Below are 26,645 nucleotides of genomic sequence, written 5' to 3' on the forward strand. Positions count from 1 at the left end.
TCGCCCTTTGCAACAGATATGGGTTTACTGCAGTGCGTGTGATTTTGGCTCCAATGGAAGGCGTAGTAGACGCTTTGATGCGTGACATCCTATCGACCATCAATCCCTACGATTTGCTCGTCACCGAATTTGTGCGAGTGGTAGACCAACTGCTGCCTGAAAAGGTCTTTCTCAAACTGTGTCCTGAACTGCTCAACAACGGCAACACCCCTTCAGGTACGCCAGTACGAGTACAATTGCTTGGTCAAGAACCCCAATGTATGGGCGAAAATGCCCTGCGTGCCATTGAGCTAGGTTCACACGGTGTTGATGCAAACTTTGGCTGTCCAGCAAAAATTGTTAACCGCAGTAAAGGTGGCGCCGTATTATTGCAATATCCTGAGAGTGTGCACGATATTGTCAAAGCCATGCGTCAAGCAGTACCAAAAGAGCATGCCGTAACGGCCAAAATACGTTTGGGCTATGAAGATAAGTCACTGTTTATGGAAAACGCCATTGCTGTGTATGAAGCCGGTGCAACTGAACTTGCCATCCATGCGCGCAGTAAAGTCGACGGTTACAGACCGCCAGCCTACTGGGAATACATCACCGAAGTGCGCAAACGTTTGCCAATCCCGGTGATCGCCAACGGTGAAATTTGGAACAGTGACGATGCTAAGCGTTGTATCGAGGTCACGGGCTGCGACAGTATCATGATCGGCCGCGGGGCAATTTCATTGCCGAACTTGGCTGATACTATCAAGACAGGAGCCACTCCTTATACTTGGGCGCAAACCTTAGGGCTCATGCTCAGTTATACCCAAAGGGAACTCAATGGCCGTAAGAGTGACTATTATCCAGCCCGGATCAAACAGTGGTTCACCTATCTCAACCGTCAATATCCCGAAGCCGATACCTTGTTTAGGGAACTGCGAGTCTTTAAAACAACGGAAGAAATAGTCCGCGTATTAGAAACGGCGCAACGGAACTTATGCGACGAATAATCGCGACGATATGTGTGATAAAAGGGCTTTTGCCGTAGCACATATAATGCGATAAGAATGAAGTACTTTTTCGATTTTTAACGGCTAAAAAACCGAAAATGTGGCAGATACTTGATCTTTATCATAGTCGTTGATAGTGGAACTATTAGACTGGACGCCTAGAGTCAAATGAAATAGGCGATTTTACGTGAGCACCACCCATATCAGACATGAATTGTCAGAGCTTGAAGCTAATCTAAGGAAAGAAATAGGCGCGCTCCCTCTGTTCCTCGAAGCCATAGGGGAGCATTACGCTAGCCTGAGTCTGGCAGAATTAATTGATAAATTGGCTCAGACACCACTGGCTGAACACCCACTATTTTGCCGATTAAATAAACTTGATGCCGCCTTTTGCCAGCTCGACTTAGGTCTCTACGGTCTTTGCTCGGATTGTGAGGCAGAAATTGAAACCGAACGCTTAAGCCAAGATCCCACCGAACAACGCTGCACCTCCTGCGCCGAGCATTATCAGCATGAACACCGCCACGAACTGCGCCTCACGCATTGATAGCGCTCATTCGACATCCAGTAAACTGCCTTATAAGCAAAAAAACCTCCGCAAGCGGAGGTTTGAGTTATCCAGGGAGGGCGGACAACCTAAAACTTCTGGTTTATTCTCAGGTAATACGTTCTACCTAACACATCATATAAACCCACATTCACATCGCGATAATCGGCATAGGTGTAATAGTTTGGTGTTTCAGCATCAAACACATTATTCACCCCTACTGTGATAGAGCCGTTATAAGCATGGGTATAACCAAACTGAATGTTATGTTTAAAGTAATTATCGTAATCAACATAACGGTCGGTTTCTTCTAACTCGTTGAAATAACTTGCTGATTGACTACCAATATAAACAACTGTCCATGCGGCAGAGAAATCATCGTATTTCCAACTGGTCGCAAAGTTACCGCGCCAATCGGGCGAGTCAGTCGACCCTGCGTAGTCGATCATGTCTGCTTCAGCGTTATCCTGCTTTTTAAAATCAAGCACATGAGTTAAATCCAGTTTGAAATTGAAATCCCCAAAGCCTGTTTCTAAGTTATAAGCCGTAACAAAATCGATACCTGAGGTCTCAACTGTAGCTAAGTTACGAACTCCGGCTTCAATATATTCAATCTTGCCATCAGGGCCGCGCGTCACATAGGGAGAAGAACCATTCTTGATTTCATCACGCAGGATATCATCCACATCAATTGACTCAATTTTGTTGTCATAGGTGATTGAGTAATAAGATAACTCCAAGTTCCATGCGTCAGTGACATTCCAAACGCCGCCAAAGGTTAACGAGTTGCCCTCTTCTGCCTCTAGATCAGGATTTCCTCCATACCAGGTTTTATGTTGATTATTAGTCGCGCAATATATGGCATCCACGTTACCAGGTTCATTACACCATAAAGAATCAACACCCTTCTCAAAACTCAAGGATTGAGACGAGAACATTTCGCTCATATTCGGCGCGCGGAATGAGTCACCATAGCTAGCACGCAGTAATAATGTGTCTATAGGACGCCAGCTTAAACCAAACTTAGGCACCACGGCATCGAAGGTCGATGAATTAACGACTTCCCCCTGAGGCCCTGTGAGAGTTCCTTCCTGCTCATAGCGCTCATAACGTACTGCGGCAGAAAACTCAACATTGGCAGGTAAGCCTACTTGGAGTTCCAAATAAGCGGCGCTACGGTCACGTGTGGCATCCACATCATCACCCCCCGAACCGCCGGAGATAATACCCGCGGCCGATTCTGGATCACTGGTTTGCTTAAACTTGATCATTTCATATTCAAGACCACCGACCATAGCGACCGAAAGATCACCGTCATCGAGCAGTAAGGTCGAAGCAAGACCATCCAATTGAGTACTTTCAAATTTGCCCTGATAAACCCCAGTATGCGCTGCTTTACGATACAGATCTGTCATCTGTTGATCCCACTGCTCATAACTCATTCCAGAGGTATTGAAAATATCATATTGCTCTGAATCAATTTCTTGCTGAATAATATCGTCGTTCAGTAAATTATAATTAAAACTATTTGTCGTCGATGTTGCGTGCTGGGCATTTAATTCCCAGTCGATACCATTCCCTGAATCTATTGTACCAACAAAGCCACCTAGAATATCAAAGTTGTTGGTTTCAGTTAATGTATCTCGCTCGCCAAGTTGCGCGCCTCGCATAGAAATCACTAATTCTTCGCCAACTGGATTAAACTTATTATCGGCACTCATCACAGGGGTATTCGTTGATACTGGCGTACCCGCATAACGGGTTTCAGTTTCTGCTAATGAAGCAGAAGCACGACCTCGGAATTTTATATTCTCTGAAATCTCATAGGAGAAATTAGATAACAGCGAATTACGAGTTTGATCGCCAAATAACTTAGTGACATTACCATGATTATATAAACAACGACCATCACCTGAGTCTATGGTATTTTCCGTTTTTTCACATATATCTGAATTACTATACCAGCTACCATTGCCTGGTCCATATTTACCGTTTGGTACTGAGCTATATCCACTATATGCGTTATAACTTGAATCGTCCATTCGCCAAATATCACGATCCATTACCGCTTTAGTATCATAATATTCATAGGTTAGCGTGATATTGCCTTTATCAGTATTAAAGCCCGTTGCAAGTGATAAACGGTTGGCATCGCCTCCTTCAACACTTGGCTGCTCAGTGCTGTAATCAAGCTGAAACCCTTCAAACTCCTTCTTAGTGATAATGTTTATCACGCCCGCAACCGCATCGGAACCATATACTGCCGAGGCGCCATCGCGCAGGATTTCAATACGCTCCACGATAGCCATAGGGATAGAAGATGTATCGGCCACAGAGCCAGAGCTTGAACTCGTGCCCGGCATACGGCGTCCATCTAATAACACTAATGTCGCAGACGCTCCTAAACCACGTAAATTGACATCACTGGTTGAGCTTGCTCCTGATCCATAGCCAGAAATACCACGCCAAGAACCAAAGCTGTTTATGGCAGAGTTATTCAATACGTCAGCAACGGTTTTTTCACCCGTCATGGCAATATCCGCAGCATTAATGACAGTCACGGGTGAAACAGTTTCCATATCAACTTGTTTAATACGAGAACCCGTCACTTCAATGCGTTCAACTTTCGCATTTTCTTCTGCTGCATTTACCGCTGCAGAAAAGCCTATTCCAGAAAAAACCACACTGCTTGTCGCCACTGTAATTAAACTAGTACGAACGGCTTTGGCCGTTAAACTTAAATAGCGCATTAATCTCTCCTTGAGGTAAATAAAACCCTATGTTTGTTATTTTTATATTTGGCAAGCGAACTCTATTTCGCTGTAGGGATAATGTTAATGCGCAACATCTAAGTCAACCATTAAAAACAATTAATCTCAAATTAAAACAAATTGACACAAAATAAATCAACTTGAATATAAGACATCTGGATATACATCATGGGGTTAAGCAATGCAGACCTGTTGAATATATTAAATATTTAATTTGATACAATAAATATCAATTGTTAACCAAAAGAGCGCTGGGAAACTCACGCCACAAATGAATCAAAGTGTATCGTAAATAAAATGCTGAATATTAATTTACACTTAGTTCAATATTAATTAACCATAAAAAATGCCACTCATTTGAGTGGCATTAATATTGAAACACTGAGTAATGATTGATTACTTAAAGTTGGCAACCTTCAACACTTTTTGAGTTCTCATAAACAATATCGCCTACAGGATTGTAGTCAGCAGCTTTAATCACTTGTTTCTCTTTCAAGAAAGAATAGAGTAAATCAGCATCAACAAAACCCGTTTGAATTGGGCTGGTTAGTTTAGGATAACCGTCACCACCCGCAGCATTAAAGCTAGGTACAGTGAACTTATAAGTGGCTGTTGGGCTAAAATCCTTGCCGCCAATGTCGCTGATGTTGGCTGTTTTAGCCTCACAGTCAATGGTCATTTTCACACCAGTGATTTGTGCATAACCACCAGAACCGACTTGAAGACTGCCGACTGCGCCTAAATAAGCCGCAACTTCAGTACCCGTCATTTCGTTAAGGGTAACCATATTACCAAATGGCTGAACTGTCAGCACGTCACGGTAACTGATGTTGCCTGGTTTGATAGATGCACGTACACCGCCTGAGTTCATTACACCAAAATCAGCAGTCACTTTAGCACTTTGTGCCATCGCTAACATACGGCCTAAGTTAGTTTGCTTATTACGCACGTTTGCACGCTCACCATCTAACAGGGCATCCGTTGTCGCAATGACTTCGCCTAACTTAGCTTGACCTTTCTCTTGATAGTAAGAAAGCAGTTCTTTTAACTCTGAATCCGGTTCAATTTTAGTGCCAGCTAAGTCAGCAGTTTTCTTACCAGCATCATCCAGTTTGCGCATATTCACAGGGACAAGCTTGTAGCTCGCTAGATGGAGTTCACCGTTAAAGTATTCAAAATCTGCACGGCCAACATATTTACCCCATTCATGGGCTTGCATGATCCAAGTGCCATTTTGTTTATCAGGTGCACATGCATCACCAGGCTTAAAGGCTGCATATGCTTTGTTGTCAGTTCCCGGTTCCATACACACTGGATTCTGTGAATGACCACCGATAACAACTTGTAAATCCCCTTCTTTCAATGCGCGAGCCATAGCTACATCGCCAGGGGCATTACTACCATTTTTACCATCCGCGTAATGACCCATGTGCGTGGTAGCGAAAATGATATCTGCCGCTTTGGCATCTTTAATTTCTTTAATCACTTTAGCAACTTCCACCTTGGGATCGGTGAATGTTAGATCGCTAATGTATTCTGGGTTACCAATCTTAGCAGTGTCTTCTGTCGTTAAACCAATAACAGCAACTTTAAGACCATTAATGTCAAATACTTTATAGGCATCAAAATAACGTTCGCCAGGTTTGCCTTCGGCATTTTTACGGTAAATGTTCGCCGCTAACATAGGGAATTCAGCAAGGCGACGCTGCATATCAAGTACTGATAACGGATTGTCAAACTCATGGTTACCAACAGCCATGGCGTCATAACCAATTTTATTCATGCCCGTAAAGTCTGGTATGGCATCTTGAAGATCAGACTCTGGTACACCCGTATTAATATCACCACCAGATAATAATAAGGTTTGACTGCCATTCTTACTCACTTCAGCCCGAATTTGATCAACTAGAGTTTTCTGAGCGGCTAAACCGTATTCACCATCACTGTTTTCCCAGAAACGGCCATGGTTGTCATTGGTATGTAAAACGGTAAACGTTTTACAAGCACTTCCCGCTTCAGCACACGTTGTTGGAACTTTATCGTCATCACTATTATTGCAACCAGCAAGTGCAGCGAGAACAGCAGTTGCAACTAATCCTTTAATAAGCATATGTCTCATTACATCAACCCCTTGATTTTAATTATTTTATCATAGAAAGATTGCCGTGAACTCCATCAAGTTCAGCGTCACGGATAATAGCAAATAATAAAGATAAATTGTGTCATTTTTATTAAAAACTTGACATTTATATGAAATTTGGCGGGCATTTTAAGAAGGATTTGTTTCATATAAAAAATAAGCTGAATGACTGATTTTTATATATTTAGAGAATACAAAATAAAAATGGAATAAATGGATTTTAATCGTTTGTTATAAATAACTTAGGAAATATGAAAAAACATCGCGATTGTTCCTTTAAAAAAACAAGCATGGGTAAATTTCAACTTACCGCATGCTGCTTTTATCAGCAATTAGACTTATCTACATTTCAAATCGCTGTAATAACCATTTAGAAATCGCTTTCAATTGTTCAGGAATGACAGAATGAGGCATTGGATAAGTCTGCCACGTAACATGATAGCCGCCCGCCGTTAAGGCTTCTTTTGCTAACATTCCAGCGGATAATGGTACAACATCATCCTGTAGACCGTGTTGCTGTAATATGGGTGTATTGCGATTCGCCGCACTTAATTCAGCGGGTAACACATCGCCCGTCGGCAAATAGCAAGACAACGCCATAATCCCTGCAAGTGGCTCAGGGAAACGCAGTCCAGAGAATAAACTCATTACTCCACCCTGACTGAATCCCGCTAATACGATACGTTGGCTCGCAATACCCGCTGCGATTTGTTCATTAATTAATGCGGCAACCATTTTCTCCGACTCAAGCACGCCTTGCATATCGGCTCTATCATGCAAATCCATGCTTTTAATATCGTACCAAGCGCGCATAACGTAGCCACCATTAATGGTCACGGCTTGCTCTGGTGCATGGGGAAAAATAAATCGAATAGCATGATCTGAAGGTAAGCCTAATGCAGGCACTACGGGAGCAAATCCGGCCCCCGAATCCCCTAATCCATGTAACCAAATAACCACAGCCGTAGCAGGAGTCTTAGGTTCGACAACAATACGCTCAAGAGAAACTGACATACTAAAAATTCCCAATTCGATATTAAACACTCATCAACTAAAAAATGATGATAAATCTATACGTTAAACACTCATCACCACTCGGGCACAGGTTATTCAGCATCCATGCCCAGCACATCTTGAATCGCACGTAACTGAGCATTTGAGTCCAATACTAAGCTCCAACGTACACCGCCACCATCGGCGATCAGCATAGGAGGCTGACGTCTCAAGCCGATATCCTCAGCACTCGCTTGCAGTACGATACTGGCAACGTTGAGGCGCACTTGAACCTCAAACTCAGTAACGATTAACTTACCCTGCGAAAAATCTAACACCATTATGATAACCACCCTATGTGAAAACGCCGTCATCATAGCAAACTTGTGCTCTTTTACCGATGGCATTTCCTGACCAACATCCAAGCCATTAAAGTTTGATTACATTTGAGCTAACAGTGAGATAACAAATCCAGTGAATTATCAGGTAAACTTTTGCGCTATATAGAGTGGGTTAACAGAAAACCAAGCTGAATTGATGGTCTTATCACCCCAAACTCGAACTAACATACTTCATCATTAGGCTACTATAAATAATGCTTTCACTTCGCCGAACCGTCCTTTGCAGCCCCCTAGTCTTTGCCCTGCAACTAATTCCCTGCGCTTATGCCAATAGCACTCCAAATACCTTAACCACTGAGCCTACTGCCACTGTTGTACAAGCAGATACGCAGCAGAACCAAGATGCACTGACCTACGCCAATTACACTGAAGTCAGCGTGAGTCATTTGGAACTAACTCTTACCGTCGATTTTAAACACAACCGCTTATCCGGTGAAGCCACCCTCGATTTAGCTTGGCATAAGGCGGGGAAAGAACTCATCTTAGATACTCGAGATCTGACGATTAACAGCGTAAGTGCTTTAAATACAGCTGGGAAATGGCAAAGCGTTCCCTTCACCTTAGCCAAAGCGGACGCTGTAAAAGGCGCCGCGCTAACCATCAAACTTGCCGATGAAGATACCCAAAAAGTTAAAATCAATTACCACACGTCGAATAATCCGTCTGGTATTCAATGGTTAACCCCTGAGCAAACCCAAGGTAAACAGTTGCCTTTTATGTTCAGTCAGAGTCAGGCGATTCACGCCCGCAGTTGGATCCCACTGCAAGATACGCCAGCCGTTCGCCAAACCTATAGCGCAATAATTACTGCCGATAAAGCCATAACTGTGGTCATGAGTGCCGATCGCAAAACCCTGTCGAGCACTCAGACCCAATTCACTATGCCGCAGGCTATTCCAGCTTATTTGATTGCTATTGCGGCCGGACATTTAAAGTTTGCTCCCTTAGATAACATCTCGGGCATTTGGGCTGAGCCAGAGATCCTCGACAAAGCGAGCAAAGAATTTGCCGACACGCCAGAAATGATCAAAATCGCTGCTAAACGTTATGGCGATTACCCTTGGGGACGTTATGACTTGCTTATCTTGCCACCAAGTTTCCCCTTTGGCGGCATGGAAAACCCGCGTTTGTCTTTTATTACACCCACAGTGATCGCGGGTGATAAAAGCTTAGTGAGCCTCATCGCCCACGAACTTGCGCACTCGTGGTCAGGTAATTTAGTGACCAACGCCACTTGGCGCGATCTCTGGCTTAATGAAGGTTTTACGACCTATGTTGAGAACCGCATCATGGAAGATCTCTATGGTCGTGACCGAGCGCTGATGGAGCAAACCATCGGCTACTCTGAATTGCTTGCCGAGCTTGCAGAACTTACTCCTGCCGATTCTGTGCTACATCTCAATCTCGGTAAACGTTCGCCCGACGAAGCCTTCAGCGGTGTCCCTTATGTAAAAGGCCAGTTGTTCTTAATATTTTTAGAGCAAAAATTTGGCCGTGAACGCTTCGACACTTTTGTAAAAAGCTACTTCGATCATTTTGCATTTCAGAGTATTACTACGGCGCAATTCCGTGAATATTTATCTTTGAATCTATTAAACAAATATCCCCATCTTGTCAGTGAAGGTGAAGTGGATACTTGGATTGAAGGTCAAGGTTTGCCGTCATTTTTAGTGCCGCCCAATTCCCACGCCTTCGATGATATCGATGCCAAAAGACAAACTTGGCTCGACGGAAAACTTAGTGCAAGCGAGTTGAAAACCAGCACTTGGACAGTGCACCAGTGGTTAAGGTTTATCAATGAAATGCCAAGAGTCAATCTAGACCAAGTCAAGCTTGCCGAGCTAGATAATGCGTTCCATTTTACGGGCACAGGCAACAGTGAAATCGCTTTTGCATGGTATTCACTCGCCCTAGACAACGGCTATTACTCGGTATTACCCGCATTAAAACAGCACTTGACCCATATTGGTCGCATGCGCTTAATCGTGCCGTTATATCAAAAGCTTGCAAGCACAGATCAGTACGACTGGGCCAAGAGTGTCTATCTCAGGGCTCGCAGCGGTTACCATCCACAAACCCAAGCAAGTCTAGATATGATGTTTGCCGACAAACCACTCGAGCATGAACATAGCCATTAGCCAGATAAAGAGCTATTAGCGGTATAACAAATCATTAGCGAGATGAAGTGCCATTGCCATTAGCGGTTGCGCTAACCATTAAGCCATTAGCACCATAAAAACAAAAAAGCCCAAACCTAGGTTTGGGCTTTTGCTATTCAATCTTTGACCTCGATTCATTCAACTTATTCTGAACTTATACTCATCTCACATTGAGTCAGATAAAAGCCAAGTGCGAAGCCGAACCCGAAGCCTAAAGATTAGTGGTGATGACCACCAGCGCCATGGGCATGGCCGTGGGCGATTTCTTCATCACTCGCGTCACGGGCACCAACGACTTCGATATCAAATGTCAGTTCGCGGCCCGCTAATGGATGGCTTACATCCACAGTAGCCATAAACTTACCCACTTTAACGATAGTCACTTGGCGTTGACCTTGGTCAGTATTGACCACAGCAGTCATACCCGGTTTCCACGCAGTCGCGCCCAATAAGTGCTTAACCGACACACGTTGGTGCGCATCAGCATCCGCTACGCGCTCACCGTATGTTTCGGCAGCAGGTAAAGTCACAGTGAACTTTTCACCGATGGCTTTACCATTGATCGCGTTTTCTACACCTGGCATCATGTTGTCATGACCGTGTAAATAGGCAATCGGATCGCGACCTTCGTTCGTCTCGATCACTTCGCCTTTCTCGTCACGCAGCGTGTAGTTAAACTGCACAACCATATCGTCTTTAATGCTCATCGAATATCCTTTGATTTTCTTCGATTTCAATTGTGGGCCGAGCTTAACAAAACTGAGCTTTTCACTCCACTTTTTTATCCGGCCTAAAAGCGCTCAAAACCCGCAGCGAGCGCTCTTTGGCTAAAGTGACAGTAACTACAGTGATAGTCCTAAAGCGGTAAACACCTCTGGGCTTGGGAAGCCATCGGCAATCATCTGTTTGCTTCGTTGAAAGGCTTGCAGCCCTGCCACAGAGTTACGCCCCAACACACCATCTGGCTTGCCAACATCAAATCCGGCCTCATTCAGTTTTGCTTGCAGTTGCTTAACTTGCTCGCGACTTAAGCGTGGCTGTTCTGGCGGGCTCACTGTCAAAGGTAAGCCACCATTAATGCGATCGGCGAGATGCCCCACTGTAATGGCATAATACTCAGAGCGATTCCAACGCATGATCACATTGAAGTTCTCATAACCTAAAAAGGCAGGCCCTGTGTGGCCTGCAGGTAAATACAGCGCGGCTTGAATATCAACGGCAGGCAAAGGTTGACCATTCGCTTGCGTGACATTGAGCGCAGCCCATTCCGATAACGCCAAGGGCTGCTTTGCACCTAAATGGCTGTAACTAAAATCCTTTGGCAATAAGACTTCACGGCCCCAGCGTTCATTTCGCTGCCAGCCTAAGTGCTGTAAAAAGTTCGCGGCGGAAGTCAGCGCATCAGTGGTGCTATTCCATAAATCGGCTTTACCATCGCCGTCACCGTCGACGGCATATTTGGCATAGGCCGACGGCATAAATTGCGTGTGTCCCATAGCACCAGCCCATGATCCCACCATAGTGTCATCATCAAACTGATACTTTTCTTTCAGCTTTAAGGCTTGCATCAATTCTATGGTGAAATAATTGCTACGGCGTGGCTCACAGGCCAAAGTCGCAAGCGAATTCAATACCGACATCTTGCCTTTATAGGAACCGTAGTTAGTTTCAAGCCCCCAAAAAGACAAGATATATTGCGGTGGCACGCCATATTCTTTGGCTAATTGATTGAGTAATACGCTGTGCTTTTGCAGTAAACGACGGCCTTCATTGACGCGCCATTCGGTGGCGCGCTTACTGAAATAATTATCGAATGTCTGGCTGAATTCAGGTTGTTGCTGATCGAGCTCAATCACCCGAGGCACAAATTTCAAATTTGCAATGGTAGAGTTTATCGTCGCCTCTGACAGGCCTTCTGCACGTGCCCGCGCTTGCAGTCCAGTCAAGCACATTGGAAACGCCTCAGCATTAGATTGTACACTAACACTGATATCGGGCATTTGATTGACTTCAGCAGCTATGCCACTTGCTTTAGAGCTGGTTGCATTAGCACTCGCCGTTGGCGCACTTGAACAGGCACTCAGACTGACACAGGCGGCAATACTCGCAAACAGATAAGTTAACCCTTTAATTTTAATCAAATCAACAACTCCAATATTTGATCTCACAACAATGACACAGTAATCACACTGCTGTGGCTAAACACGACAATATTCCGTCTTCAAGAGGGAATTGCCCTAGAGAGATATTCGCCTTGGCATAACGAGTTAAAGGTTAGAATCCAAAACACCTTTAACGGCCAAAAGCATAGAAGACACGTTTCTCCGCTACGTAAAGCCCCTATCTAAGCCACATTTAGTCAGTAAAACAGCCTGTACCAAGGCGACTCATTATCGATAATCCTGACCCATAGTGACACGTAACACAATCCTTATCGCCATAAATACCTTGCGGCATAGGCTTATTGCTCAGTTATCCAACACAAAAAAATTCTTAACAAAGAATCCCTTGGTATCGCAGCACGTTACCGTATAATGGATAAGTTAACAGCACACATCAAAGAGACCTATCATGACTGAAATCAATGCGGCTTTGGCTGGCTTTATCAAAAATGTAAAACAACATCAGACGCTTTGGGGTCTAATGGATGAAACTGGCGAAGGCTGGGTCGTTTGTGATTCTTCAGAATTTGAAGACACAGATGTGATGCCATTATGGTCAAATGAAGCTACTGCAAAATCCCATTGCAGCGACGAATGGCACGACTATCAACCCGTTTCTATTTCATTAGAAGAATTTCTAGAATATTGGGTCTCAGATCTAAACGACGATGGTGTATTGATCGGTGTTGATTGGCAAACCGATGAAGATTGTCTTGAACTTGATCCAATTGTTTTAGCAAAAGATTTGGTTGATGTTGAAGAAGTTTAATCGCTTCAGTATGCCATTGATGATATCAAGGACTGAGGTGCTCATTCCTTGATGTCTGCTATTCCGCTTATCGATATTCCCTTCGACAAACGCCATACCTGCTGGTTTTGTGGCGAACCGAGCCATCAACACTTCGAATATATTGCACACACACATACACCACATTCTTCATTAGCTGTGCCCGCCTGCAGCGAATGTTTGCGATTAGCCAAACAACATACTCTTAGCTCCATTTGGGATTGTCGTATGGCCGTCAAAGATGCACTGATGCGTATTTATGCGAAACACCTCGCCATTGGGATTAATTGGACCGAAGAAGAGCTTGCTGAGTCCGAATTCTCCTGCAAAGTGTTTGAAGGTTTTAAAAAAAGTGCTTGGATGATGTACCAAATTGCCCGCGACCGTATCAATGCACCCGGTTGGCCACTGGTATTAGAGGGCGAAGAAATTGACGACCAAGGTTATAGCGCAGGTTTTGAATTCGATGGCGTGACTTTTAATTCAGTCAATGCCGCTATCCAATACTATTCGACGCAATTCACTTTAGATCCACAGTTTTTTGCCGAACTTGTGCGCCTCGTCGGTCGAGCAAGATTCAACTATGCCTTAAGGCTCGCCCGTATCCATATCGCCGCCGCCAAAGAAATGAAGCGCCAAGTATTAGACGATGTAGCAGCCGAATTAGCGTTATAATCGAACGAGTTATAGGTAGTGGGTTGGCAGATGTTTGCAGAAAAGCAGTTGAAAAGGTAGCAGTTAAAAGAATGTGATTCAAAGACCGTATTAAAAACTGTTATTAAAGCGTTCCTTAAAAACACTAAACCTACCGATGATCGACTCAAGGTCAATCACCGATAGTTCGAATCTCAAAATGCGATCAGTGATTGATCACTTGTCTTAATCTTTCTTGCACCACTTCCACTAGCAAATCCGGTTGGAACTTAGAAATAAACTTATCACAGCCCACTTTTTCAACCATGGCATGGTTAAAACTGCCACTCAACGAAGTATTTAAGGTGATGAATAAATCCGACATAGCTTTATCGCTACGCACTTCAGAAGTGAGCTTATAACCGTCCATTTCGGGCATTTCGGCATCGGTAATCATCATCAATAATTCTTTGGCAACTTGTTTACCTTCATCGCGCCATTTCTGCAATAACGTCAGCGCTTGTAAGCCATCAGATGCCTCAATAATTTCGATACCCAGTTGGCCTAACGTTTCACGCACTTGACGTCTGGCGGTCGATGAATCATCCACAATCAGGATTTTTCTGCCAGGCATTTCATGGACTAAGGTTTCGTCGAGTACACCTTCAGATAAACGGATATCGTAGTGAATGATCTCCGCCAAGACTTTTTCTACGTCGATAATAGACACTAACTGCGACTGACCTTGATGCTCTATGCGAGTAATTGCCGTTAGATAATTATTACGCCCAGCCGTTTTCGGCGGTGGCATAATATCGCTCCAAGTCATGTTGATAATGTGTTCAACCTTACCGACTAAGAAACCCTGCACACTACGGTTATATTCTGTGATGATCATATTGGCATCTTCGTTAGGCGGCACGGGCTTAAACCCTATGGCCGAACGTAAATCAATCACGGGGATAGAAATCCCACGAATATTAGCAACACCAGAAATATGCGGATGACTACCCGGCATCGCATTCAAGGGAGGAAGCTTGACGACTTCTTTGACTTTAAAGACGTTAATGGCAAATAACTGCGTGGAATTAATGCTAAAGAGCAACAACTCAAGTCGGTTCTCACCAACGAGTTTGGTACGCTGATCTACGGTTGCAAGTACGTTTGCCATAATGCTGCTTCTCTACTCTTGAGGAAAATCCTTTCCCCACATGCGACGGATTAGCTCAAATTATAGCGGTAAACTCCCATGAAGAACCATGCCGAGAGTCTATTTTATCTAAAAATTACAACCACTCTCGCAAAGTTCGGCCATAAACTTCGTTTAGCGCATCTCAGATATCTGCATCCCTAAGCTTATATTTTCAGATAATACGCGGCATTGCTAATATTTGGTCTTAGTGTTAACGCGATCATTTAATCCTAACGATTCCATTTAGGTTAAGATCAACTCTAACGCCTAACGCCTAACGCAATATTTTCTGGGCGAGCACCATACCCGCAAGATTAAAGGTATTTCTATCGCGGACAATCTCAAATCCCAGCTGGCGCAATACCGTTAACAACTCACTATGATTAAAGCGATTCTGCTGTGGATGCTCAAATAAGCGTCGGCTCAATGGATTACAAATTGCGGCACGATATAAATCCTCTATCACAAAGTATCCGTTCGGTTTCAGCACCCTTGCAACTTCCTTAATGGCCGCTTGCCACTCTGGAATATGATGGAATACGGCAAAATCAAACACCACATCAAACTCGCCATCGCCAAAGGGTAAACATGTTGCATCAGCAACCGAGAAACTCAGCCCTTTTAACCCTTGCGGCCGAGATTGCCAACGGGATTGTGTCGCAGCAACCATGTCAGGGTCGATATCCACGGCCGTGATATGTCCCGCGCCAAAATGTTCGCGGATCAACTGAATGCCGTTACCAAACCCACAACCTATTTCTAATGCGCGTTCGCACAAAGCCATAGGTTTTGGCATCATAGACGTTAGTAAAGGCGCTTCGAGATGATTTTGTAGCCAAAAACGTAATGGATGCTGAACGATCTTTTTCTCAAATGGATTTAATTTCATGCCATCCTCTCACTATGGGTAAACTACTGTTGAATAATTTTACTGATCGAACTGCCATTATGGTACGTAATGATAGGAACATAAGTTCACCAGAGGCCACGATGAAATTACCTCTTTTTCCATTACCTATTTGTTTATTGCCCGAAGGTTACACGCAACTGCGGGTATTTGAACCTAGATATAAGCGCTTGGTCGCCGAATCATTAAAGTCAGGCCAAGGCTTTGGCTTATGTATGCTTGAAGAAGATGGTAAAACCATTCAGCCCATAGGCACCTTAGTGCATATTATTGATTTTGAAACCTTACCAGACGGACTATTAGGGATCAGTATTCAAGGTTCAAAACGCTTTAAACTTGATAAAATCAGTGTCGAAGCCGATGGTTTAAAGCGCGGAGACGTCAGTTTAATCGACAATTGGCCTGCTGTACGTATTGCGACCGATGAACGTTACTTGAGTCAAATGTTACAAAACATTCTTAAGGAATATCCGCAACATCTCAAGCACTATCAAACAGAACAGTTCGATGATATCGCTTGGGTCTGCCAGCGCTGGCTAGAAATATTACCCGTACAAGCATCCGAAAAGTACACCTGCATTAATGCCTTAGATCATATTATGACCCGAGATCTATTGCGGGCCGTCATTAAATAATACTGTGAATGATCCTTTATTTAAGCCACTTCGTATTGATTGAAAGTTTGACAGCAAAACTGGGCTCCGAAGTGCAACACACTTCTCAATTTTGTCGTTACTGATATCACACTCAGCACTCACGACTGGGATAAGAGCGAAAATAATGGAAAATATTCAATCACAAAGCAGGCAAACTCGGTATCATGTCCCAATCACGTCTCTGACTAATTCGGCTATGGATAACGAAATTCCAGCTTCCCAAACCTGCGAGCCTCAAGCGGATGCTTTAATCACGTTTATGCTACAAGTAGCAGACAACCGAGACAGAGCCGCCTTTGGTCATTTATTCCAGCATTTCATGCCCAAGATCCGAGCCTTTGGTTTACAAAGACTGAATCAACAAGGGTTGGCGATGGATTTAGTACAAGAAACCATGACCAGCGTTTGGACTAAGGCTCATCTATATAATGCAGAAAAAGGGTCAGTGACAACTTGGGTGTTTACCATTATGCGTAATCAATGTTTCGATATGCTTAGACGGGTACAACACAATAGAGAAGATACTTTCGGTGATGATATTTGGCCGCTGTGTGATGCGACCATGGCTCAAGACACACTCACTGATCACAAGTTGACGGCTAAATTACTCCAACATCTTGATGCCCTTCCAATAGCACAAAGACAAGTTGTGCAAGGCATTTACATGCAAGAACTCACTCAACAAGAGCTAGCCGATGCCCTAAAGGTACCGATAGGGACCATAAAGTCCCGTTTAAGATTAGGGCTAGAAAAGTTGAAAAGCTTCTTGGAGACACACAATGATTAAGCATCATCCCCAACAAGAATTACTCGTCAGCCATGCCAATGGGAACTTACCTTTATCAATGACAATAGCAATATCCGCACACTGCGACCTATGTGAGGCTTGTCGTGAGCAGCTTGCCCTATTCACAGAACAAGCTGCAAATTTAGCATTAAATCCTGATGGCGGTCATGCTGCAAATGATACGGGCGAAGAGTTGATGCACAGAGAGTATGTTGAGGTGCAACACTCAGGCGGCAATCAAGAATCGGCATTGGACATTGACGCTATGATGGCGCAAATCATGACTCAACCGGCAGCGACAAATGTGCCTAATAACGCCCCTATCGATGTCGACATAAAGCAACAGCATTACACTGTGCCATCGGTGTTTCGTCAGCATTTGGCCCGTCCATGGCAAATATTAGGCAAAGTCAGTCGCATGCGTTTTGATGTCGACGAAACGAACACCCGCGCTAGCCTATTGCATATAGATGCCCAAGGTGAAATCCCCCAACATACCCATAAAGGTTATGAACTAACACTATTGCTAGCCGGAGAGTTTTCCGATCTTAATGGTGACTATGTGCCAGGTGATTTTATCGTGCTTGACGGCCAACATCATCACTCACCGAAAACCATTAACGGTTGCTTATGCTACACAGTATTAGATGCACCGCTGCATTTTACCAAAGGTCTGAGTAAGCTACTCAATCCCATAGGTGAACTGATTTATTAAACCTTTTGACTGAGTTTTTAAACAAGAGCAAACGCATAGATTCATTTATAAATTCAGTTTAATAATTCCATTACATAAATGACTATGATTAATCCCATTAAAATGACCTATTTTAGTGGGATTTTTTATAACATTTACCTATAAAACGGCAATATTAACCTTAGTCAATTACCACAAAAATAAAAACCAACCTATAAACAGACCTGACTATTCCTCTTTAAATCAAGTAAATAGCCACGAAAAATACACTTTAATTCAACATTAGCAAATAAATAATGACATCGAATAAAAATTAAACTTGCATAAGCCATTTTTATTGATATAATGCACGTCGTTTTGAGATACACCTTGTTGTTTACCTTTTTAACCCAGCCTGATATTTAGCAATCAGAGTTCGGTCCTCATAAAGAAAGCCTACTACAAGCAAAACCCCATAAGCTCAATCATTCGATATCACTAAAATCATGTGGTTATGTCTGTGAACTTACCGTTCTCCTTGTTGTCATAGTATTGTCATTAAGCTATGGTCAACTGGTTGAATCGAGTTATTCCATTGACGTAATCGACAACATGAAATATTTATCGATTAAGCATCTCTTGATTAATGAATCAAAGATGGGGTAACCTCGATACTCAATAGAACGAATCTTTCGCACAATTGCTAAGGATATTTTATAGTTACAACTATCTCACCTATGGGTGAATTAACAAAAAGGAGTGTGGCATATGTCATACAAAATTAATGGACATGAAATTACAGTGAACTTCCCTGTAGATTCAATCTCAGTAAATAAAACCTCAATTGCTTTTACCGATCGTCAAGGTAAAAACAGACAGACTTTTTCTAAACGTACAGAAGCCATCAGCTTTATGAAATGGTTATTGTCCGCGAACAAATAAGTCAAAAAGTAAGTAAAACGATAAGTTAAAAATTAATACCGCAGTACCCGTTTACTCAAGTGTATTTAATCGGTTTCCATTATCTTCGCAGTACCGAGCACTTAAGTAGACTGATAGCCGAATGTCACGAACACGCTATCCTTTTTTACGTCATTATGACGAGCACATTTGGTTCAGGCTGTATCTCTCTCACACAGATACCTGCCGAACCAAATGAGTCAAATCCAGCGTTAGATCACCTCTTTCCATTGCAGCATCCGCTAATATTCATACACATGAATACTGTTCAGCACATCATCTATGCCAAAACCCAATACTCAAATTGCCATGCAAACCTTGATAAACCAGATCAAAGAGACTATTCCATTCAATTTAGAAGAAGCACAACTGTGCCAGGGACAATGTTTAGGTTGTTCGAAGAAAATGCTGGAAATGTTAGATGCCGAAATCAGTTATTGGCAATTTAGTGAGGTGGCGCCTAGCCTAAAAGATTTAAAAAACCTCGAAAACATTGGCCGTCGTACCTATAAAATTCTTAAACGGAACCAGTTACTGTCTTAATCGCTTGTATTTGCATTTGACTATTTATGGGGCGTTTTACTTACGCGACTTAAAATAAATTCAAAACTTAACTGACAATATGACCCTAATAGAAATCACATTGCCAGTTTTATCTTCGCTATTGTCGATAGCCGTTAAAAATCATAAATCGATAGGCTCAACTTCTAGACTCTGCCAACCTTGCGCGAATATCTGCTAAAGAATATTCCGTTAATAGTTCACCATCGGCAAATACGGGAACAAACTCGCAATTGTTGACATCTTGCCAGCTGGCTTGATCTTTAAGATAAAATTGACCCTGCTCATCTTTAAATACCGCTACTAAACCCTTAGCGGATTTTTTAGTGCCATCATCAGTTTTAGGATCTTTAAATATTTCTCTGTCTTTACCATCAACTTTCGCAAAGGTCGCTTTCACGGCATAACCGTCAGTATCTCGGGTCACGTGTTGATAGGTAAAACTGCCTATCCCAAACACAATATTGGTTGACGCAAAACCTTTGGCCTTTAAGCCAGCACAAATGGCTTCAGCACGTTCAATGGTGATTGAATCGCCATAGATCAGTCCAACATGGTTATTCAGCGCTTTGTAACCTTTGGCAGTTGTGCTACCCCCAAAGACGTCCCACAGACACTCAATAGCGCCTTTATATTCAGGACTCCCGATTGGTGCTTGTGGATCGCCACAAATGATTTTCACAGGGCAACCCGTATCAGGCCTAAACACCACTTTGCCATCGCGGGCAAGAATGCGGTCTTTTAACGCTAAGGTGAATTCTGTCATCACCTGCCAAAAATCCCAAGAATCTGAAACAATGCTGACAATGCCCGTTGGGTAAATATCTTCAATCAAACGGCGGAACGTCTCTAATTCATTCTCCATGCCACCCGCGCACATGACACTGTGCTCCGTTGCGGGCACACTGCCACCGACAAGTTCTTTATCACTATCGGCAAGGTAATATTGCTCAAGAAAATCAATGGCGGGTATGGTATCAGTCCCAGTAAAACTGAGTAAATGTGCGGCGCCGCTCATGATCGCGGCCTCTGCACCATACATGCCACGGAAACTAAAATCGTGACCCTGCCAATCAACAAACGCGATGTCACCATCGGTTTCTAGCGCATAAGCCTCAAATATTTTGCGATATTGCAGCGCGGTAGTGGCACTGGTACACATACCCCACACATTAGCGGAAAGGATGGTTTCGAGATAATTGGTCAACCAAAAGAACCGCTCATCGGTATTGTACAAAATCAAGCAAGGCACTTTTAATGGATACACTGAGCCTTCAGGTAATGCCATAATTTTAATTGGTAAATAGCCTAAATCATGCAACTCCTCAATATGCTGAGTGCCAACATTATTCGGCCCGAGATAGTTATTGATACGACGGGAGAATTGGCGAATGACCTGCTCTTTAGGTTGTTGAAAGAAATCACGGTTCCAACTGTCGATCAAGAAATGCTTGATAAAATATTGCAAGCCAAAAAACACCATTTGGTCAGTATAACCACGACGGGATTTACGGGCGGTTAAGTTACTAAAAATCACTTGAGTATTATCGGGATATTGACGACGGTGGTCGACTTTATAGCCATCAATGGCGGTAACGGGATTCAAGTACATAATATTTTCCTTAATGATTCATATAACTCAAAACAGCATGACAATGACAGAACTCGCTCGAAATATGTGTGGGGACACCTAAACTATCGGTACAAAATAATCTGTCTATGCCCGACTCTCGCAGTACCAACTCGCTGGCCTTATCTTCATAATGTGACACGATCAAAATAACGCTTTGTGCACCCTTTTGCTTTAATTTGATGGCAAGTTCAATAAAGGTTCTGCCACCCGCGCAAATATCGTCAACGATTAAGCAGGTTTTACCCGATAAGTCATCACAGAACACTTCGGTAGCGATAATATGGCCATTGACCACATCACGATGTTTATCAGCCCTGATCACCGGCATTCCCTGTAACGCTTTAGCTAAGCCGAATACTTTCTTATTCGCCCCTGCATCGGGTGAGACTAACACTAGCTCACCCGATAATTGGGCTGCGATCGCGGCGACAAAGCTGTGGTTGTCTATTACCTGAACTCGGTCTAACAATGCGGCGGTGACATCGCTGTGCGGGTCAAAAACGGTGACTGAAGCATATTGCTGCTGATTAATCAGGCTAGCATAGACTTTTACCGACAAGGCCTCACCAGCATTACATACCCTATCTTGGCGAGCGCCCGGCATATAAGGCAATAACAGATCAATTTGCTCGGCACCACTGCGACGCAGTGCATCAGTTAACAACAAGAGCTGCATGATGGAATGATCGCCCCGATAACTGAAAAAGATCGTTACTCGTTTAGCTGGAGGAACAAGCAGCTGAACATGGTTTTCCCCCGCACCAAATTGAAATAAACGGTAGTGAGTCTCATCGCTAGCTGCGGGTAACCGATAAAAATCGGCTTGCGAACATTGAGCGTGAGAAGCATCTTGAGACGTTTGAATACGTTGAGACATAGTAACCTCCTGTCTGTGGCAAGATTGCCGAAATTGACGGCGCCCTTGTTGTCTACATGAACAATAGTGTCTTAAAGACATTATTGTGTAAAGTTGATTTTTAGACTATTTCAGACGCCGCAACCTAAAATGTTATGCTTAAATGGCATATAGTGTCTTTTGGACACTATTGGTGGGCGCGACAACTAAGAAGCTACAATATGGGTATCGAGTAATACAAGAACCGGAGACATTAAGGCAAAATCAGTAATTAAACAGCCTTTACTGATTCAAAGTCACCATGAATAAGGCATAAGCAGTCGCCGTAACTCATATTGAGCAAGGCGAATATCTTGCTTAAATCCACATTCACTGTGATCAACATTCTAAATTTCTTAAGAAGCGATACGATGCGGTATTGGGTTTCAAGCGGTATAAATTAGCAGGACGACCACGTTCGGTGCGCTTTAATCCCGTATCGATCAATAAATCGGCCTGTTCAACCCGCCGACGAAAAGATTTACCTTGGATAGGCTTGCCCAGTAAAACCTCATGAACATGCTGCAGTTCTGGCAAGGTAAAAGGTTCAGACAGTGCAAATCCTGGCACTAAAGAATATAAGGCTTTCTGTGTTAAGCGTTCCCGCGCTTGCTCAATTAACTGCAAATGATCAAACGCCAAGGGCATCTGCAACACATCTGCTAATGGCCACCACTTAACATCACTCACTGAATCAATCTGAATTTGGCAAGCTTGATAACTCATCAAGGCGGTATAACACACAGTCACGGACCAGCCTCTTACATCGCGACTACGATTACCCACAGTACAGAGCTGCTCAATATAAGGTGGTACTACCGCGGTTTTCTCATGCAGTTTACGTAATACAGTTTGCTCAAGGGATTGATCGCAATTTTCATCGATAAACCCTCCAGGTAATCCCCATAAACCTAAAAATGGATGATTTGAGCGTTGTACTAGGAGTACTTTAAGTTGCTGATCGTGATAGGTAAACAATACTGCATCCACTGTCAGTAGCTGAGCCTTAAAAACCTTAGGATCGTAATTGGCGAGATATTCCGCTTCAGTCATTGATATTTCTCATCGTTCCAAATCATCAGCTTAACTTAGCATTACACAGCTTCAAACATATTATGTCTTAGCGTCACTAAGTCAATGATCAGAGGCACAGGATGAGCCACTTTGCCCAAATTTACGCTGATAACGTGGCAACATGGTCTCGTTCCCGAGTAAGCCACCTTGGTGGATATACATCACAGGACGAGAACCTCCGCCTTGTAAATATTCCTCAAGCACAATAAAACCTAAGGGATCGTAGAGTAATTCAAACTGCACGCCTGAGGCGCAGACCCGCTGCCACATGGCATAAAATTCCGGATAAAGTTTACCAAAATGATATTTCTTGCCGACATTAACAATCTGTGGATGCTCACTGGTATTGGTATTAAGCAACGAAAATTGCAAGCGCAAATAATCATCGCCACCGACAACGGCACAAGTCACGACACGAATATCCGTTTGCTGACGGATAAAATACTGATTTAAAAATAACGCAGTCGTTCCCGTCCCCGAAGGTAAAAACACCGTTAAATCAACCAATCCATTCGCCTGCGCAAACTGTACTATCTCTTGCGCCAATCTATTTATCCCGTATTCGGCGTAAGCACAGCGCCCCCCCTCTGGGATAAAAAGCGCCGTCGGCTCATTCACGAGTACTTGAGCCTCGATATAATCAGGGCAACTCAGTCGCACATCGCCCACTTGCGCAGTAGGCTCAGGACTAGCCTTAAGATTTGACAAAACGTGAGGTTCAGATTGCGACTGAGTGCACGCCTGCTTTTGTGCTATTAACACACTTAAATCGATAATATTAGCGCCATTCGCTAAAGCGGCAGCGTAATTGCCCGTAGGATGTTTAACCACTTGACTGGCAATATGATCTACATAAAAATCACATTGCCAGCCTTTCATCTTCGCTAATGTTGACAATGAACACAGTGAGTTAGCTAATGGCGAGCCATGACCTATCACCTTGCTGATGCCTACAAACTCATGATCTAAAAAATAGCCGAATTTGCGAGCTTTATTGCCACTAAACGCCGGATGCAGTAAATCATCACGTTTTAGGAATATGTCTCTGCCAGCAAAGACAAATGTATCGACAGGGGAATTTGCAAACATCAAGCTACTCAAACGATTAAATTCTCTGGTTTTTAAGCCAGTTAAGGGAAGGCTAGTGTAACTCCGACCTTCCTGTTACGCCCTTAAGAAATTATCAATTTGGCGAAAAACTAGTGAAAATGACACATGAATCTCGAATGCATAAATTTAAACCATTGATTATTAATAAGTTAAATAGTTGGCATAGTTATCGCTTAGACATTGACATATATTCAATTTATCAAAGCTAACGATAAAGGCTAACAGGGTAAACACAAGGAGTTTTCAATGGCTGTATTACGCTTAATATTCAACATAGCTTGGTTTGTACTCGGCGGATTTGTAATGGGACTCGCTTGGTGGCTCGCAGGTATCCTGTGTTTTATCAGTATCATTGGTATTCCCTTCGGCCGCGCCTGTTTTGTTATCGGCGAAATGACCTTTTGGCCCTTCGGCCAAGAACAAATGAACCGTCGCCACTTAACTGGACGTGAAGACTTAGGCACAGGTGCATTAGGCATGGTAGGAAATATCATTTGGTTCTTACTGTTTGGGATCTGGTTAGCCATAGGGCATTTGGTCCACGCCTTAGCTTGTTTTGTGACGATTATCGGAATTCCCTTTGGGATACAGCATCTTAAGTTGGCTTTACTCAGCCTCACACCGATAGGCCAAACCGTAGTGGCTAAAGCTTAATAAGACAATGCGTTAACTGCGCTATTCACTCTCGATTATTTGGTTTCAAGAGTGGATAGCGCTTTGTCATCCCATACAGCAAATATCGCTTCGTTTAAGGCTATTTCTTCCTCCAATAAATCATTGCAATCATATTGAGTATTGGCAGACTCGCTATCCGCAGAAAACTGCGCTTGCGGCTTAGTCGCCCCCACAATGTCCAACAGATAATGCGCCAGTTTTGCGGGTGCATCTATAGCAGCATCGTGACCACAATAAGCAAGTACAATCAAATCGGTGTAAAAATGCCATGCTAACGCCTTACTCGATGCCATACTCACCAGCGCATCACGGTCACCGCAGAGCACAGTTATCGGCACTTCCACAGTCAATGGACATTGGTATTGAAAAGCCGCCCAAAGTTGTCGCCATACATTGCGTCCACTTGGTGTGGTATCGCGGCGAAACTCACTCCACTTGACAATTAACTCTCGATCTCGCCGATGACGAAAACTGGTTAAACGCACTATAGTCGACTCGATTGGATGTAAAGCGTTACCCCGAGCCCGCATGAAAAAAGCCTTCAATGCATTCAGCGGGTTAAATCTTTGATACCAAGACGATAAATTCGCCGCACTGCTGTTTAATACAAAGACATGCCTTATCTGCCAAGGTCGCTGGCATGCCATTTCCAGCGCCAACATACCGCCCATAGACAAGCCGAGGAGATAAATAGTCTCCCCTTCCTGTACCTGCTCATCTAATTGCTGCCACACGGCATGGGCATAATCGGCAATCTTAAGCGGACTTAATTCGTGGGATAGCGTCCCATTGCCCGGAAGATCCGGTGTCAGCACTCGCAATCCATTTTGTCGCAGACGCTGATCGAAACCATTCCAATGGCGCTGATCACGCATTAATCCCCTTAATAACACCCAAGTGGTCATGACTGAGACTCCCGATACCAATAATGCCGCGCACGCTCTGTCAGCTCAGCCAAACGTTCAGGTGTTAACTGCTCTAACGATTGGGCATAGGCCGCTTCCATCATAAATTGCATGAGTACTGTATGCCTGCGTAAAATCCTGTGGTGACGATGTGTTTTTTGTGGATTGAAAAAGCCAGCAAAATTAAATATTTGTCTAGGATTTTTCTTTATCCATGCCCAAGATCCCATCTCTAATGTCAAAGGTAAAAATGGCACCTGAGCAGAAGGATCAGCCACTTGGTGCTGGCGATAGAGATAATCCCAAATATCACCATGAGTGCGATAAAACTGGCTCTGCGGCGCGAGCCGATAATGGCCGTGATGGGGATAACTCTGTTCAAACAATTGTTTTAGATGAAAAATATAATTGGCATTTTCGAAGGCAGTACTGGTATGGGCGTAGGGGAACCAGATATGATCACTCAAGCCAAATCCCGAGTGGGCATCGAGCGAAATCAAACTTGTACTGCGACTCAACAGTTGTTGTACATAGGCAACTAAGCCCGCCGTTTCCAGCTCCATTCCCCCAATACCGCGATACCAGGGCAGCCGTGACGATATACGCTGTCCTCCCACCATAAAGGACACTTTTTCACGGGATTCTATCGGAGCGTTACGCATCAAATCCACTTGATTACCATTGCCCCGCGTTCCCATGAATAACCCAACAGGATTCACTACAGGTACAAAAGCTAACCGCAGGCCCGTTAACATCTGTTGTAGGTGTTTATCCCAAACAAGCCGCTGCAACAAACTGTTCAACAATGCCAAAATAACTTGAGATCCAATACGTTCAACCCCGTGCACGCCACCCACAAAGAGTACCGTCGGACAAGGCGTATCTGTACCACCTAACTCAACACTGTAAAGGGGGAAATGCTCTTGGCAGAATGGAATGTCGGCAAGGATCTGATAATCCAACTTAAGATGATGAGTATCAATGAGTTGCTGCAGCGTATCTAACTCAAATGGAAGCTCGAAAGGAAGTTTCTTCATGTCA

25 protein-coding genes are annotated in these 26,645 nt (G+C 43.6%); 11 read left to right on the plus strand and 14 right to left on the minus strand.

The window, feature by feature from the left end; genetic code table 11:
- Positions 1 to 32 precede the first annotated feature (32 nt).
- Both L5L98_RS16825 and L5L98_RS16830 read left to right on the plus strand, forming a co-directional pair.
- Positions 33 to 983 carry a tRNA-dihydrouridine synthase gene (locus tag L5L98_RS16825; RefSeq protein ID WP_105253104.1) on the plus strand — a complete coding sequence of 317 codons (951 nt, stop codon included), beginning with the start codon at positions 33 to 35 and terminating at the stop codon, positions 981 to 983.
- A 187-nt stretch (positions 984 to 1,170) separates the two neighbouring features.
- Positions 1,171 to 1,530 carry a TraR/DksA C4-type zinc finger protein gene (locus tag L5L98_RS16830; RefSeq protein ID WP_105252207.1) on the plus strand — a complete coding sequence of 120 codons (360 nt, stop codon included), beginning with the start codon at positions 1,171 to 1,173 and terminating at the stop codon, positions 1,528 to 1,530.
- 89 nt (positions 1,531 to 1,619) lie between these two features.
- Here L5L98_RS16830 and L5L98_RS16835 read toward each other — a convergent pair whose 3' ends face one another.
- From L5L98_RS16835 to L5L98_RS16850, 4 genes are all read right to left on the minus strand, one after another.
- Positions 1,620 to 4,280 (minus strand): TonB-dependent receptor, encoded by a 2,661-nt coding sequence (locus L5L98_RS16835; RefSeq protein ID WP_173244258.1) that lies wholly within the window; start codon positions 4,278 to 4,280, stop codon positions 1,620 to 1,622.
- Between the two features lie 421 nt (positions 4,281 to 4,701).
- Entirely contained in the window at positions 4,702 to 6,420 is a 1,719-nt protein-coding gene (ushA, locus tag L5L98_RS16840) for a bifunctional UDP-sugar hydrolase/5'-nucleotidase UshA (protein WP_263142468.1), read from the minus strand.
- A gap of 363 nt (positions 6,421 to 6,783) precedes the next feature.
- Entirely contained in the window at positions 6,784 to 7,455 is a 672-nt protein-coding gene (locus tag L5L98_RS16845) for an alpha/beta hydrolase (RefSeq protein ID WP_263142470.1), read from the minus strand.
- Positions 7,456 to 7,547: 92 nt separating this feature from the next.
- Positions 7,548 to 7,775: a DUF3389 family protein gene (locus L5L98_RS16850; RefSeq protein WP_006082094.1), complete on the minus strand. Its 228-nt coding sequence runs from the start codon at positions 7,773 to 7,775 to the stop codon at positions 7,548 to 7,550.
- A gap of 254 nt (positions 7,776 to 8,029) precedes the next feature.
- On the opposite strand from L5L98_RS16850, the gene L5L98_RS16855 reads away from it, so the two are divergent.
- On the plus strand, positions 8,030 to 9,973 hold the full coding sequence (locus L5L98_RS16855; protein WP_263142472.1) for a M1 family metallopeptidase: 1,944 nt from the start codon (positions 8,030 to 8,032) through the stop codon (positions 9,971 to 9,973).
- Between the two features lie 239 nt (positions 9,974 to 10,212).
- Here L5L98_RS16855 and L5L98_RS16860 read toward each other — a convergent pair whose 3' ends face one another.
- Positions 10,213 to 10,701, minus strand: coding sequence for a peptidylprolyl isomerase (locus L5L98_RS16860; protein ID WP_263142473.1), 489 nt, complete (start codon positions 10,699 to 10,701; stop codon positions 10,213 to 10,215).
- A 135-nt stretch (positions 10,702 to 10,836) separates the two neighbouring features.
- On the minus strand, positions 10,837 to 12,135 hold the full coding sequence (locus tag L5L98_RS16865) for a lytic murein transglycosylase (protein WP_263142475.1): 1,299 nt from the start codon (positions 12,133 to 12,135) through the stop codon (positions 10,837 to 10,839).
- 430 nt (positions 12,136 to 12,565) lie between these two features.
- On the opposite strand from L5L98_RS16865, the gene L5L98_RS16870 reads away from it, so the two are divergent.
- Both L5L98_RS16870 and L5L98_RS16875 read left to right on the plus strand, forming a co-directional pair.
- Complete coding sequence (locus L5L98_RS16870; RefSeq protein ID WP_028759614.1) at positions 12,566 to 12,925, plus strand: DUF2750 domain-containing protein; 360 nt, start codon at positions 12,566 to 12,568, stop codon at positions 12,923 to 12,925.
- Positions 12,926 to 12,976: 51 nt separating this feature from the next.
- On the plus strand, positions 12,977 to 13,618 hold the full coding sequence (locus tag L5L98_RS16875; protein WP_131525011.1) for a hypothetical protein: 642 nt from the start codon (positions 12,977 to 12,979) through the stop codon (positions 13,616 to 13,618).
- A gap of 184 nt (positions 13,619 to 13,802) precedes the next feature.
- On the opposite strand, the gene L5L98_RS16880 is transcribed toward L5L98_RS16875, so the two are convergent.
- The gene (locus L5L98_RS16880; protein WP_105252200.1) at positions 13,803 to 14,747 is read right to left on the minus strand and encodes a chemotaxis protein CheV; all 945 of its coding nucleotides are present in this window, start codon (positions 14,745 to 14,747) and stop codon (positions 13,803 to 13,805) included.
- A gap of 295 nt (positions 14,748 to 15,042) precedes the next feature.
- A complete protein-coding gene (locus tag L5L98_RS16885) occupies positions 15,043 to 15,657 on the minus strand; it encodes a class I SAM-dependent methyltransferase (RefSeq protein ID WP_263142478.1) in 615 nt (204 codons plus the stop codon).
- A gap of 101 nt (positions 15,658 to 15,758) precedes the next feature.
- Here L5L98_RS16885 and L5L98_RS16890 point away from each other — a divergent pair, with 101 nt between their 5' ends.
- The 5 genes from L5L98_RS16890 to L5L98_RS16910 all read left to right on the plus strand — a co-directional run bounded on the left by L5L98_RS16890 (position 15,759) and on the right by L5L98_RS16910 (position 19,294).
- Positions 15,759 to 16,310, plus strand: a complete 552-nt coding sequence (locus tag L5L98_RS16890; RefSeq protein ID WP_028759610.1) for an LON peptidase substrate-binding domain-containing protein — start codon at positions 15,759 to 15,761, stop codon at positions 16,308 to 16,310.
- A gap of 145 nt (positions 16,311 to 16,455) precedes the next feature.
- The gene (locus L5L98_RS16895) at positions 16,456 to 17,118 is read left to right on the plus strand and encodes a sigma-70 family RNA polymerase sigma factor (RefSeq protein WP_028759609.1); all 663 of its coding nucleotides are present in this window, start codon (positions 16,456 to 16,458) and stop codon (positions 17,116 to 17,118) included.
- Positions 17,111 to 17,833 (plus strand): ChrR family anti-sigma-E factor, encoded by a 723-nt coding sequence (locus tag L5L98_RS16900; RefSeq protein ID WP_263142479.1) that lies wholly within the window; start codon positions 17,111 to 17,113, stop codon positions 17,831 to 17,833. The genes L5L98_RS16895 and L5L98_RS16900 overlap by 8 nt, the downstream gene beginning before the upstream one ends.
- 726 nt (positions 17,834 to 18,559) lie before the next feature.
- Positions 18,560 to 18,733 (plus strand): hypothetical protein, encoded by a 174-nt coding sequence (locus L5L98_RS16905; RefSeq protein WP_006082106.1) that lies wholly within the window; start codon positions 18,560 to 18,562, stop codon positions 18,731 to 18,733.
- A 300-nt stretch (positions 18,734 to 19,033) separates the two neighbouring features.
- Complete coding sequence (locus L5L98_RS16910) at positions 19,034 to 19,294, plus strand: hypothetical protein (protein WP_263142482.1); 261 nt, start codon at positions 19,034 to 19,036, stop codon at positions 19,292 to 19,294.
- A gap of 157 nt (positions 19,295 to 19,451) precedes the next feature.
- Here the strand turns inward: L5L98_RS16910 and L5L98_RS16915 are convergent, their stop codons facing one another.
- From L5L98_RS16915 to L5L98_RS16930, 4 genes are all read right to left on the minus strand, one after another.
- Entirely contained in the window at positions 19,452 to 20,924 is a 1,473-nt protein-coding gene (locus L5L98_RS16915; RefSeq protein ID WP_263142483.1) for a nicotinate phosphoribosyltransferase, read from the minus strand.
- Positions 20,925 to 20,934: 10 nt separating this feature from the next.
- The gene (gene prs, locus L5L98_RS16920; RefSeq protein WP_263142484.1) at positions 20,935 to 21,822 is read right to left on the minus strand and encodes a ribose-phosphate diphosphokinase; all 888 of its coding nucleotides are present in this window, start codon (positions 21,820 to 21,822) and stop codon (positions 20,935 to 20,937) included.
- 357 nt (positions 21,823 to 22,179) lie between these two features.
- Positions 22,180 to 22,893, minus strand: a complete 714-nt coding sequence (locus L5L98_RS16925) for an NrtR DNA-binding winged helix domain-containing protein (RefSeq protein ID WP_113940909.1) — start codon at positions 22,891 to 22,893, stop codon at positions 22,180 to 22,182.
- Between the two features lie 81 nt (positions 22,894 to 22,974).
- Positions 22,975 to 24,003, minus strand: coding sequence for a pyridoxal-phosphate dependent enzyme (locus tag L5L98_RS16930; protein WP_263142485.1), 1,029 nt, complete (start codon positions 24,001 to 24,003; stop codon positions 22,975 to 22,977).
- 267 nt (positions 24,004 to 24,270) lie between these two features.
- Here L5L98_RS16930 and L5L98_RS16935 point away from each other — a divergent pair, with 267 nt between their 5' ends.
- Positions 24,271 to 24,678 (plus strand): YccF domain-containing protein, encoded by a 408-nt coding sequence (locus L5L98_RS16935; protein WP_028759602.1) that lies wholly within the window; start codon positions 24,271 to 24,273, stop codon positions 24,676 to 24,678.
- A gap of 35 nt (positions 24,679 to 24,713) precedes the next feature.
- Here L5L98_RS16935 and L5L98_RS16940 read toward each other — a convergent pair whose 3' ends face one another.
- Positions 24,714 to 25,604 (minus strand): alpha/beta fold hydrolase, encoded by an 891-nt coding sequence (locus tag L5L98_RS16940; protein ID WP_263142486.1) that lies wholly within the window; start codon positions 25,602 to 25,604, stop codon positions 24,714 to 24,716.
- Positions 25,601 to 26,641 (minus strand): M14 family metallopeptidase, encoded by a 1,041-nt coding sequence (locus L5L98_RS16945; RefSeq protein WP_263142487.1) that lies wholly within the window; start codon positions 26,639 to 26,641, stop codon positions 25,601 to 25,603. The genes L5L98_RS16940 and L5L98_RS16945 overlap by 4 nt, the downstream gene beginning before the upstream one ends.
- Positions 26,642 to 26,645: the final 4 nt, after the last annotated feature.

The organism is Shewanella sp. SM23, from assembly GCF_025654295.1.
GTDB classification, from domain to species: Bacteria; Pseudomonadota; Gammaproteobacteria; order Enterobacterales; family Shewanellaceae; genus Shewanella; species Shewanella oncorhynchi.